Raw genomic sequence first — 11,342 nt, forward strand, 5'->3', positions numbered from 1 at the left:
TAAAAAGTTTTTTTAAAATCGTAGTCTTTTCTAGCACAATAGCGTGTATTAAAATATTCTACAACTCCCTATAAATTTCCACGAAATGGCCTGATAGTAGCATAAGAAAAAAACCCTGCATCGCAACACAGGATTTTTAATCAAACATTATTATAATCTTATGGACACATCACTTACTGTACTTGCATAATCACATTCTTTTTCTTTGAAAATAGTAAAAAAGAAATGGTTAAACTTAAACTAATAATCCCGAAAACAAGGCCCATTCCACTTAAGCCAATTAAATCGAGCATCATCCCTGTTGATAATAGAACTACTTGAAAGATTACTGAATCAATCATATTGCGGAATGAAAAGAACCGTCCATGATACTCTTTGGGTACTTGATTTTGAAAAATCACCATTGTCGTTGGGAAAAAACAGCCTACAGAAAAACCAAATACGGCAAAAGTCAGCAAAGCTAAGAAGGCCACATCAGCAAATAAAAACATTAGCTCCATTGCCCCAATCACAAAAGCAAGCGAAAATAATAATGTCGCAATTTTTACTCGATCTGATATAAATCTCAGTCCTGCCGCACCTAACATAAAGCCGATGCCTTCTACTGTATACAATAACCCAGAAATAGTCGTGGACTGATGAATTTCCGATATTTTCATAATGACTAAATTAAAGGACCCTAAAAATAGAGTGGGTATTAACATTAATACAAGTGTCATTAACACAACTGGGTGCTCTTTTAGCATCGGCAACACTTCCTTAAAGCCACCTTGTTCCTTATCCTTGATAGACTGATTGGCTGTTTCATGTAATTGCAAGCCATTGGTAATGAAAAACATGATGATATAGACAATCAGTGAAATGATATAGAGCCATTTCAATTCAAAGTAACTTAACATTAATCCTGCTGCCGCCGTTCCGACAATTCTAGAAACTGTCCGAGCATTCATTTGCCATGCATTCAATGTCAGTAAATCTTTGTTGTTGACAACCATTGGAATAATCGATTGTAAGGCAGGCATATAAAATGCCGCCGCTATTTGCAGGGTGATTAGAAAAATTACCATCCACATGACCGAATTCGTATAAAGTGCTGCAAACATAAAGAGTACACTGACAATTCGTCCTATACTCGCCCACTGTATCACTGTTTTTTTCTTTGTTTGGTCAATAATACGTCCTGCAAGTGGACCTACGATAAAGCCTGCTAATACACCGATAGAAATGATTAATGACTTATGAAAGTCAGATGGCACAACTTCCTGCATAAAAGCAAGATTCCCTATTATCCCAGCCCACAAGCCAAGACCTACTACAAATTCCCCTAATAAAATGATCCATACATTGCGATTTCGCCACATGCTATTTCTCCTTGTTGTCTACAGTCGATTTTAATAACACCCATCGTATCAAAATTCTAATTATACGTACATACTTAATACTTGTATATTTTTCATCTAGTGACAGGCATAATGTTAAACATTAGCCATTCAAGATGTCTCTCAATTTTACTATGTATAAATTTTGAAGATTCATATGACAAGCATTATGAGCAAGATATATTTAGTTCGTATACCAATTTTTTAAGGACATCATCGTAAACACTTCATCCTCATCTAGTCTTAGAGGCGTTATTAATTCAATGGAATTACCATCCAGATCAGCAAAATAAATTGCTGCGTGTGCATGTGGATGATTTGGCAATACCAGTGGTTGTTGCTCTGGTGAAAAACCAAATGCTGTTCGAATTTCAATATCAATAGATTGTAACCAGTCTTTCACATGCTCAAAATCATCCTTATCCATTTTAAAAGCAATATGGCGAATAGACGGATGGTACGCTAGGAGTGCATTGTCACTTTCCCATAGACCTAGCCAGCTTTCCCCTTTATCTATCCACAAAAATGCCAGCTTTTCTTGGACATAAGCAAGCTCAAGTCCTAATTTTTTGTAGAACTCGATAGATTTTTGTAAATCACTTACCGGCAAATGTGCTTCATATAAACCTTTAATCATTCGATATACCTCTTTCTAATTTTTTTAAAAGTATACTATTCATGGTGGAAATAGTAATCATGCAAAAGTTTGAATATGCAGCATGTTACTGTTTATGATTTTTAATCATTAAAAAGAAGCTGAGACAAAAGAGAAAAAGTGTTAGATTGACTGATGTCGATCTAACACTTTTTTGCTGTGAACGTTGATGTCCACTACGGCGGACGCTTTCCGGGGGCGTGGCCTGAGCCTGTAGTCTCAGGCGTCACGCTAATCCCCCAGAAGTCGCCGCCTTCTCTACCATCAACTAGTGCTCTCTTCTAAATTTTTCTTCATTTTAGATAACAAAAATTTAATAATACATTTGCTGCTCTTTCTTAAAATTTAAAGTTTTGTCTCAGCCTCTTTTCGTGTTTTTACATATTTTCTAATTTACTTACAAGCGTCTTTCTTCTATGTTCGATGATTTTTTGACTGCATAACGTGACGACAAATAGTAGACCGACCGTCGCCGCCATCATGCCCGCTATTGATGTATCCCAATACTTTGCTAAATAATAACCAACAATGGACGCCGCAGCACCAAAAAGCATACTAAAAATGAACATTTGTTTAATCGTTTTACTAAATAAATAGGCGGTTGCCGAAGGTCCAATTAACATCGCAACAACTAATATCGCTCCAACGCTATCAAAGGCGGCAACGGTTGTAAACGAAATAGAGGTCATAAAACCATAATGTAGGAATACGACCGGAATCCCTATAGATGCAGCATATACCGGATCAAAGGTGGCGAGTTTCATTTCCTTAAAGAATAATAACAAGAATGCGATATTTATCAGTAACACGAGCAACAACATCCAAACAGCTTTTGGCATTGTTACAGCAAACAATGTCCATCGATCCCAAGGAACAAATGCAATTTCACCCATTAGCACATGCTCCACATCTAAATGAACATTTCCTGCAAACAAGGTGATGAGTAGTACCCCAGCAGCAAACAATGACGTGAACACCACACCAATCGCTGCGTCTTCCTGGATACCAGATGAATGTAGTAATTGTACGAGATACGCTGTTAATATCCCTGCTATTGCAGCGCCAACAAGCATCCAAAAGCCATTTAATGTCTGTGTAATGATAAATGCCATGACAATACCGAATAATACGGTATGACTAATCGCATCTGCTATCATCGACATTTTACGCAATATTAGAAATACGCCAGCTATGCCGCATGTAATGCCGACTAAAAGCCCTGTTAATACAACCCAAAATTCAATCATCTTACATCACCTTGCTTTCGGAACTGCATTTTTCTACGAAATTTATTGATTTGACCCGCTGGACTGATGAAATAAGATACAAAGAAGATGGTGGATGCTACTAATACTATAATCGGCCCTGTAGATAAACCCGTCCGAATGGCACTTATAAAAGTTCCTGTAATCCCAGAAATACCACCAATAGCAGCACTAAGTATAAGCATTGAACTCAATTTATTGGTCCACAGCTTCGCGCTAGCAGCCGGAATGATTAATAACGCTGACATTAAAATAACGCCCACAGCCTGAATGCCTGTTACAATCGTCATGACAATTAGCACAGTTAATGTTGCTTTTAGCGCTTCAATCGGTAGTCCGATTCCTTTTGCATAGACGGCATCAAAGATTAGGAGCTTCCATTCTTTATAGAGCAATAGGCTAACCAGTATAATAATTGTGGCACTTAAAAATAACCACAGTAAATCAGATTTTGTCATTGTCGCTGCTTTACCAAATATAAAATTATTTAGACCACTTTGATTTCCTATCGGGCTACGATTGACAATTGTTAAAAATACGACACCTATCCCAAAAAATACAGTTAACACTAAGCCAATGGCTGCATCTGCTTTCATTTTGGAAAATGACACAATCCACTGTATACAATAAACAGATAATGCAGAAGTAATTGCTGCACCGATCATCAAAATCGGTAGCTCTTTTTGTCCTGTTAGTAAAAAGGCGAGCGCAATACCAGGCAATGCAGCATGTGCTGCTGCATCGCCCACTAAACTTTGTTTTTGAAGAAAGGAGAAGGTGCCTGTAATCCCTGCTGCAATTCCAAGTAACATTGTACCTACTAGTACCCAAAGCAAGTTACCACTTAACATAACTCTCCCCCTCACATGCCTTGCATCATGAATAGCCTACCACCATACGTTTTTTGTAGTTGTTGTGGTGTGAAAACCTCTTCAGTTGCACCTGATGCTAAAATTGTTTTATTTAGTAGAATTGTATAATCAAAATACTCTTTCACAGTCTGTAAATCGTGATGTACGACGAAAATGCTTTTACCCTGTGCTTTTAAATTTTTCAAAATATCTATAATCGTTTTCTCTGTTGCCGCATCCACTCCCGCAAAGGGCTCATCTAAAAAATAGACATCAGCATTTTGAGCAAGTGCTCTTGCTAAGAAGACCCGTTGTTGCTGGCCACCGGATAGTTGACCGATGGAACGCTCAGCAAAATCTTGCATACCTACACTGGCAAGTGCTTGCTGTGCGAGTAACTTATCTTGTTTAGATGGTCTTTTAAACAAGCCCGTATGTCCGTAACGTCCCATCAACACAATATCTAGTGCATTCGTTGGGAAATCCCAATCGACTGCATTACGTTGAGGCACATACCCTACCACTAAATTTTTCGGCTCAAATATCTCCCCAAGAATTTCCACTTTACCAACCTTATTTGGTAATTGGTTGAGTATGGCCTTTAAAAAGGTTGATTTCCCCGCTCCATTCGGGCCAATGATGGCTGAAAGGCGACCTATTGGTACCGTAACATTTGCGTTATCTAGAACTGTTTTCTTATCATAAGCGACCGATAAATTTTCAACTGTTAATGCATTCATGATTATCACCTACTTCAGTGCATCGACAATTGTGTCGATGTTATGATGGTACATGCCAATGTATGTACCTTCTGTTGTACCTTCAGCGCCCATTGCATCAGAGAATAACTCCCCGCCAATCACAATGTTGTGACCTTTTTGTTTGGCCCCCTCAATAACAGCGTTCATCGCTTTGTCAGATACACTTGACTCTACAAAAATAGCCTTAATATTGTTCTCTACTAAAAAATCTACCATTTCTTGCACATCTTTCACCCCATATTCAGAATCTGTACTAAGTCCTTGCAAGCCACGCACGTCAAATCCCTGACTAGCACCGAAATAATTGAACGCATCATGGGCTGTTACTAAAATTCGTTGATCCTCTGGAATTTCACTGACACGATCTTTGGCGTAAGTTTGTAATTCCTCTAATTTTTTTAAGTAAGCTGCTTCGTTGGTTTCGAAGTCTGCTTTGTATGCTGGATATTCTTCTGCCAGTGTATCGCTTATCGCAGCGACAACTTGCTTCCATAACTCAATGTTAAACCAAATATGTGGATCATGAAGCATGGCATCATTGTCACTGGCAAGTAGGTGCTGCTCATCTAATTTCTCACCAACGGCAAGCACCGTTTTGTCTTTTGCCATTTGCTCAAAAATATCGAGCATTTGCCCCTCTAAATGGAGACCATTATAAAAAATGACTTCGGCCTTATCTAATTTTGTTAAGTCACTTTGTGTTGCCTTGTATAAATGTGGATCTACTCCAGGCCCCATCAGTGCTGAAACTGTTAAATGGTCACCGCTTATTTCTTTAATGGCATCCGCAATTTGCCCTGTTGTGGCAACAACAACTCCTTCTTTTTCTTCTTCAGTAGCAGCACTTTGTGCGTTGCATCCGAAAAGTAATAATGATAAACCAAGTACACCTAAAAAACGTTTCATGCTTTACCTCTTTCTATCTCTATTTATTTAATAATGCCTTTCTTCAGAAGCTGGCGCCAGCTCATCCAAAAGACCATTATAGAAATCCCAGCCCCGACTGAATGAGTCGTTTTCCACAATATCGTTAAAATCACTAGTATCCCTAGCGGAAGGAACGTTGATTTGACATCATCTAAGTCTTTCATTCACTCACTCTTCTTTCTCGAACGATATTTTGTTTCCTTTAGGAAAAATATATGCTTAATCGAAAGAATAATCAACCTTTTTCTAAAATTAATTTTTTATGTTCATCGTGATATACATACAAACCGTATTGTATAAACGTATATAACATTAGCTCATATACATTTTTATTCACGTGTTGTCCAGATGACGTCGCGCTCAAAAGTAAGGGCTTGTCCCATAACGGGCAAATCTGGATAAGAAAAGGTGGGCGTAAGTGATACATGAAAAAATAATCTTATGAAGTAAGAAAGAGCATACGAGAGTACGGTTGGGGAATGTTGCATGTTAGGACAAGCAAAGAAATGGCGACATAAAAAAGTCTAACTTCTCGTAAATATTTCGAGAAATCAGACTAGAGAATTTCCTTTTATAATTGTTCATTCAGTTAAAAACAAAACGCATAATTATACAACCCTATCATTACTTATGTCTCAATAAAAACTTAGCAGTCCCATCTCTTTAACATTATTAAATGCTAAAACTTTAACTCGGAAATTCCTTTTTCCCAGTAAGATGAGCCTCAAACAAGTCGATAATTTCAAGAAAATGTTCCGCCTCACGGAAAACATGGTCTGCTAATAACGGATGAATAATGCTTTTTATCTTGCATTCTTCGATCAGGTCTCGCGCGGTTTTCTTAAAATCACGGAGTGATACTACAGAAACACGATTTTGATCAAGGAATTGGTCCAATAGTGGCACTGTCTGCGATTGTGGTTTCATGCTTTCTAAATCTCTTGCTTGAAACAATAATTCATCAAAATCATTGCTAAATTCTCTTGCCATATCAACAAGTTTTCTTTCAGAAGGATCAAGAAGGTGGCCTATAAATTTTGCATGATCGGCCATGATTCTTAGATAAAAAACGTTCTCTTTGATGATTTCATCAGCAAGGGGTTTCAGTTTTCCTTCATTTAATTCAATTAGTCTTTTTCTAAAATAATTGGCCTCACGACTAGTATGATCCACTAATAAGGGGAAATTATTTGCCCCTGGCAACTGACAAGTGAGTATTAACCCTAACACTTTCCGTTTAAAAGCAAATATATTTGTCGCAGCTATTTGAACTTCTGTATTAAATCTTCTCATTTGTTCTGGATCTGTCTGGTTGGTCAAATTATAAGATTGCTGTTCAATCTTTTCGAACAAATAATAATATTGATTTGCTTCATTTATTAATTGTGTATCTTCACATCTAAACCCTAATCGAAGGAATAGCGAATGTTCCTTCATAATCCTTGACCAAAATCGAATTTCTTCTAAAGAACGAGCAACAAACATGGATGGTGTAATACGATTATGAGCGTCCGGTAACTCTTCATTCCATTGCATCCGTTAGTCTCCCCCTAAAATAAGCTCTTACTCCAATATATTCTCAATGCAGTTGTCTTTATGTCTTAACAATAGGCACTGTTAAACAATAATGTTAGTTTCTCGCATAGAAAAGGGACATACAAATATTGTGTTGTCCCCTAGCGCTTATTTTAATTCCCCTATAAACCAAATTTCCCCTTCATAGTGGTAGCCATCTTCATCAGCAATCACTTCTTTAAATCCTGATATTTGCCCATCACTAGTAACAGTTAGTCCCCATTCACTTTGAATGTCTCTATCATCAGTTAATAGTAGCCACTTTTGATATTCGTCATTTCTATCAAAGAAATTTTTAAAATAGAAATCTCCTTTAAATACAATAATCTGCGAACCCCACAAATCAGGTAATTCAACTGCAACCACTACTCGATATTTTTCTTTGTCATCTGGCTTCCGTTCCATTAGGTGTTCTGCTCTATTCAATAGTGTTTGAATGCATAGTCGTTTAATTTTTTCAGGTGTCTTGTTAGCGTTTATAAAGTCTTGAGCAACTGGTAGGTGCATATGCCAATAACCATTGTAAAACTCTGTTGGAAACACCATTGTGTTTTCTTCAATTCGTTTGATCATGTTATTAGATTTACGTTTCATTCCACGAGCTTTTTTCTCCCTCATACTATACTATTTCTCCTTATTGTGATGTAGCGTTACTTAATATTCTTAGTCTTCATATGTAACAGCAAGTTTCATAAATTTAGTCTATCAAATATTTGCATGCATCTCGAAGTACTCGACAAAAATACCCACTTTCTCAAAACAAGTGGGCACACAGTTTTCTATTTCAGCACATATTCAGCTAAAACGCTTTGGACTTTATAAATATTGAGTGATTTATTAAATTTTTTTTCTATTAGGCCACCAGCCGAAAGCCAAATTTTCAGTTCTGCATCTAAATCAAAATTGCCGGCTGTCTCAACTGAGAAATGTACAATATTCCTATATGGTATCGAATGATATTCAACTTTCTTGCCCGTAACGCCCTGTTTATCTATTAAAATTAGCCGTTTATTGGTGAACACAAATAAGTCACGAATTAATTTATAGGCGTGTTCCACATGTTCTGCATTCGTTAACAAATCTTTAATTTCATTTTCAACCTCACCTACATTTGTTTCAGAAGCATTCCCCATCAATCCATCTAAAAAGCCCATGTACCCACCGTCCTTTTTTCATACAATTATACCATTTATTCGGGGACACAAAGTATATAGGGCAAATTTTTATTCACTATCCAGATGAGATAGCGTGCCAGTTATACTAGGGCTTCCCTATGTATTCAAATGCATAAATATGTGTTTTAGTCAGCTCAATAATGTCAAGAATTAGTTGCTCTTCTGATTTTTCAAAGTTACTGGCAATCCATTGAATCATTAGCCCATAAAAACCAAAGGAAGTATAGCGTTTAAACATCTCCATATTGACGGGCTGATTGTTAATTGTTTCAAATTTAAATTGCTCCATATAAATTTTCGTGATAGTCAAAGGCATCCGCGTATGAAAGCCAGGAATGGTATCCTCGAAGTTTAACAGCTCAAAAAACAGTCGATTTTCATAAATATAATGAATGATATTAAACGATGGTGGATGGAGCTTCGTTGTATAGACCTTTTCCCCATATAGATACGGCTCTCCGACTGCCGCTTCCAATCCAGATAGCATCGTCTCTAGCAATGTATTTGCAAGTTCAATTTTATCTTGAAAATGAACATAAAACGTACTTCGATTGTAGCCAGCACGCTCCACAATATCTTTTACTGTAATCGATTGAAAACCTTGTTTTTTTACTAATTCAACAAATGCTTCAAAAAAATGTCTACGCGTTCGTTCCTGTCTTTGTGTCCATTTTGTCAAAAAATCTCCCCCTTTTTAGACACATACTATTGAAGTGTCTAAGAGTTCGACACTTACTGTTACATTAATGATTGTTTCCTTATTGTATCGTCTTACAATAAAAGTACACAGTGATTCGCACGTTGTGTAAGTGAAATTTAATGCTAAGGGGGTAATTTCCGTGGGAAAATTACAAAATAAAGTCGCTATTATTACAGGTACAAATACTTACCCAAATAAAGCTTGTAACCCCTGTTGGAATAGCTACAGCCAAAACAAAACCAATGGTTAGCAAGTGATCATGAAAGATTGCTGTTGAACAAAGTACGCCACAATTGGCATCAATATATGTAAAAATGCAATGGTGATCACAATAGCCCATGGATACCTCTTAAGACTTTTGAAACCGTCAAAGCTCATACTTAAACTGCCAGCAAACGTCATAAAGGCAAATAGCCACGGCACTAAAAATAGCAATTGTCTCCCAAAATCTACTAGTAATACACCCACTACTAAACTTAGCGGCGTTAAAATAGGCATCCATTTTTGGAGCTGTGTATTAAAACTATGCAACACGCTTAATCCCTTCTTTCAATATGGAATAGCCCAATTTCATGATCCCCCCTTTTATAAATCTTTTGACGCAAAATTTTTTAACCCTAAAACGAGAGAATATTTATTTGCAGTTTCTACCCACATCCTGCAAACTAAGGATAATAATAGCTAGAGAGGAAGTATGATAATGAAACAAATAGTTTGCCTGTTAATGCTGTCAGTCCTTGTTATAGGAGGCGGTTATACAGTAGATGCAGCTGGTTTCAATGATGTGCCAGAAGAGCATTTTGCTTATGAAGCGGTTATCTGGGCACAGGAGTATGACATTATCGATGGTTATGCGGATGGAACATTCAAGCCTAATTTAACAATTACCGAGCAGCAATTTGCAAAGCTTCTTGCCAATTATTATGAATTAGAAACACCATATGATGAGTTAAAAAAACAGACGCCATCTGCAAACTGGTCTGATGAATATTACGATCGGCTTGCCAGCTATGGTGTGCCACTTAATGGTTATTTTGATAATACTATGCGAGCAGCCGCTATAAAGCGTGGCGTTGTCGCACAAGCAATCACTCATTTAGCAGATGGTAAACGTAGTTTAGATGCATCCATTCAATTTTTAATCGATTCTTACATTTCAACTGGGCAAAATCCTCAGTATGAAAATCGTAACTTGCAGAAATTTTTCGGTGTATCCAACAATATGACCCGTGCACAAGTCGTGACACTATTACACCGTATGGCTTCGAGAAATTATTATGAAATCTCTGAGGATGCGCAAGAAATTCATTTAAATGCAAGCAATGCTTCTTTAAATACACTTGCGAGCAATGGACAAAAACAGCTCGATAAAACAATGCAACAAACAACACCTGCCAAAAGTGCTTGGGAAGGCATATATACTTATTACTATAAATGGGGCAAGGGGGCAACTGATTACAACCGCCGTGATGCCATCATCTCCAATGCAACAAGTAAAAGTTTCTACATCTCACTGACGGCCAATGATGGACAAGAATCAGGGACTGTAGATGGCACCGCGACAATTATCTCTAGTTCGAAGGCCGTTATGAACAAATCCGCTAATGGCAATCGCTGCGTACTGGAATTCGAGCGACTCAATAATGCCCTTAAAATTACAGAAGTAGATTGTATAGCTGAGCATGACGAAGGCACAAACTTTTCAGGGACATTGAAAAAGCAATGACACATGATCTTGTCCAGCTCGATCCCTAATGAAAACATCATAACGCCAATTTTAAAAACTAGGGTGTGTTACTGTATAGTAAAAAGTGCGAAATGGATTTAAGGAACTGACCCCAAAAGTATAGACAAATAAAAAAAGCATCTTCGATTGAATTCGGGTTTAGATACCTAAACTTCAATTAGGAGGTGTTTTTTCTATGGGAACAAGAGTGAGTTATCCATACGAAGTAAAAATGAAGGCTATTGAGATGCGATTGACTGGTATACCTACGAAGCAGGTTTTAATTGAATTAAATATAAGGCATAAAACACAAGTGGAAACATGGATG

13 protein-coding genes and 1 pseudogene are annotated in these 11,342 nt (G+C 37.2%); 2 read left to right on the top strand and 12 right to left on the bottom strand.

Features of this window, described 5'->3' with window-relative positions; all coding sequences use genetic code 11:
- Nucleotides 1-173: 173 nt before the first annotated feature.
- The 12 genes from C9J35_RS10250 to C9J35_RS10300 all read right to left on the bottom strand — a co-directional run bounded on the left by C9J35_RS10250 (nt 174) and on the right by C9J35_RS10300 (nt 9,822).
- Nucleotides 174-1,361, bottom strand: coding sequence for an MFS transporter (locus C9J35_RS10250; protein ID WP_107924421.1), 1,188 nt, complete (start codon nt 1,359-1,361; stop codon nt 174-176).
- Between the two features lie 202 nt (nt 1,362-1,563).
- On the bottom strand, nt 1,564-2,016 hold the full coding sequence (locus C9J35_RS10255) for a VOC family protein (protein ID WP_107924422.1): 453 nt from the start codon (nt 2,014-2,016) through the stop codon (nt 1,564-1,566).
- Between the two features lie 395 nt (nt 2,017-2,411).
- A complete protein-coding gene (locus tag C9J35_RS10260) occupies nt 2,412-3,281 on the bottom strand; it encodes a metal ABC transporter permease (RefSeq protein ID WP_107924423.1) in 870 nt (289 codons plus the stop codon).
- Nucleotides 3,278-4,150, bottom strand: a complete 873-nt coding sequence (locus C9J35_RS10265; RefSeq protein ID WP_054770050.1) for a metal ABC transporter permease — start codon at nt 4,148-4,150, stop codon at nt 3,278-3,280. The genes C9J35_RS10260 and C9J35_RS10265 overlap by 4 nt, the downstream gene beginning before the upstream one ends.
- Before the next feature lie 11 nt (nt 4,151-4,161).
- Nucleotides 4,162-4,890, bottom strand: coding sequence for a metal ABC transporter ATP-binding protein (locus tag C9J35_RS10270; protein ID WP_107924424.1), 729 nt, complete (start codon nt 4,888-4,890; stop codon nt 4,162-4,164).
- A gap of 9 nt (nt 4,891-4,899) precedes the next feature.
- Nucleotides 4,900-5,817: a metal ABC transporter solute-binding protein, Zn/Mn family gene (locus tag C9J35_RS10275; protein WP_107924425.1), complete on the bottom strand. Its 918-nt coding sequence runs from the start codon at nt 5,815-5,817 to the stop codon at nt 4,900-4,902.
- A 23-nt stretch (nt 5,818-5,840) separates the two neighbouring features.
- Complete coding sequence (locus tag C9J35_RS23580; RefSeq protein WP_167395949.1) at nt 5,841-6,002, bottom strand: hypothetical protein; 162 nt, start codon at nt 6,000-6,002, stop codon at nt 5,841-5,843.
- A 523-nt stretch (nt 6,003-6,525) separates the two neighbouring features.
- Nucleotides 6,526-7,374 carry a DUF2935 domain-containing protein gene (locus tag C9J35_RS10280; RefSeq protein ID WP_107924426.1) on the bottom strand — a complete coding sequence of 283 codons (849 nt, stop codon included), beginning with the start codon at nt 7,372-7,374 and terminating at the stop codon, nt 6,526-6,528.
- A 147-nt stretch (nt 7,375-7,521) separates the two neighbouring features.
- The gene (locus tag C9J35_RS10285) at nt 7,522-8,031 is read right to left on the bottom strand and encodes a DUF3916 domain-containing protein (RefSeq protein WP_107924427.1); all 510 of its coding nucleotides are present in this window, start codon (nt 8,029-8,031) and stop codon (nt 7,522-7,524) included.
- Between the two features lie 161 nt (nt 8,032-8,192).
- Complete coding sequence (locus tag C9J35_RS10290) at nt 8,193-8,567, bottom strand: PH domain-containing protein (RefSeq protein ID WP_107924428.1); 375 nt, start codon at nt 8,565-8,567, stop codon at nt 8,193-8,195.
- Between the two features lie 106 nt (nt 8,568-8,673).
- On the bottom strand, nt 8,674-9,267 hold the full coding sequence (locus C9J35_RS10295) for a TetR family transcriptional regulator (RefSeq protein ID WP_107924429.1): 594 nt from the start codon (nt 9,265-9,267) through the stop codon (nt 8,674-8,676).
- Nucleotides 9,268-9,534: 267 nt separating this feature from the next.
- Nucleotides 9,535-9,822: a hypothetical protein gene (locus C9J35_RS10300; protein WP_235616266.1), complete on the bottom strand. Its 288-nt coding sequence runs from the start codon at nt 9,820-9,822 to the stop codon at nt 9,535-9,537.
- A gap of 166 nt (nt 9,823-9,988) precedes the next feature.
- On the opposite strand from C9J35_RS10300, the gene C9J35_RS10305 reads away from it, so the two are divergent.
- Nucleotides 9,989-11,014 carry an S-layer homology domain-containing protein gene (locus C9J35_RS10305; protein ID WP_107924430.1) on the top strand — a complete coding sequence of 342 codons (1,026 nt, stop codon included), beginning with the start codon at nt 9,989-9,991 and terminating at the stop codon, nt 11,012-11,014.
- Nucleotides 11,015-11,210: 196 nt separating this feature from the next.
- Nucleotides 11,211-11,342: pseudogene (locus C9J35_RS10310) on the top strand (IS3 family transposase); the annotation flags it as partial.

Source organism: Lysinibacillus parviboronicapiens, from assembly GCF_003049575.1.
Classification (GTDB): domain Bacteria; phylum Bacillota; class Bacilli; order Bacillales_A; family Planococcaceae; genus Lysinibacillus; species Lysinibacillus parviboronicapiens.

Excerpts from the sequence above, each read along its gene's own strand:
- C9J35_RS10290 (WP_107924428.1), bottom strand. The coding sequence starts at position 8,567 with ATGGGCTTTTTAGATGGATTGATGGGGAATGCTTCTGAAACAAATGTA.
- C9J35_RS10255 (WP_107924422.1), bottom strand. The coding sequence starts at position 2,016 with ATGATTAAAGGTTTATATGAAGCACATTTGCCGGTAAGTGATTTACAA.
- C9J35_RS10285 (WP_107924427.1), bottom strand. The coding sequence starts at position 8,031 with ATGAGGGAGAAAAAAGCTCGTGGAATGAAACGTAAATCTAATAACATG.
- C9J35_RS10265 (WP_054770050.1), bottom strand. The coding sequence starts at position 4,150 with ATGTTAAGTGGTAACTTGCTTTGGGTACTAGTAGGTACAATGTTACTT.
- C9J35_RS10275 (WP_107924425.1), bottom strand. The coding sequence starts at position 5,817 with ATGAAACGTTTTTTAGGTGTACTTGGTTTATCATTATTACTTTTCGGA.
- C9J35_RS10250 (WP_107924421.1), bottom strand. The coding sequence starts at position 1,361 with ATGTGGCGAAATCGCAATGTATGGATCATTTTATTAGGGGAATTTGTA.
- C9J35_RS10280 (WP_107924426.1), bottom strand. The coding sequence starts at position 7,374 with ATGCAATGGAATGAAGAGTTACCGGACGCTCATAATCGTATTACACCA.
- C9J35_RS23580 (WP_167395949.1), bottom strand. The coding sequence starts at position 6,002 with ATGAAAGACTTAGATGATGTCAAATCAACGTTCCTTCCGCTAGGGATA.
- C9J35_RS10305 (WP_107924430.1), top strand. The coding sequence starts at position 9,989 with ATGAAACAAATAGTTTGCCTGTTAATGCTGTCAGTCCTTGTTATAGGA.
- C9J35_RS10260 (WP_107924423.1), bottom strand. The coding sequence starts at position 3,281 with ATGATTGAATTTTGGGTTGTATTAACAGGGCTTTTAGTCGGCATTACA.
- C9J35_RS10270 (WP_107924424.1), bottom strand. The coding sequence starts at position 4,890 with ATGAATGCATTAACAGTTGAAAATTTATCGGTCGCTTATGATAAGAAA.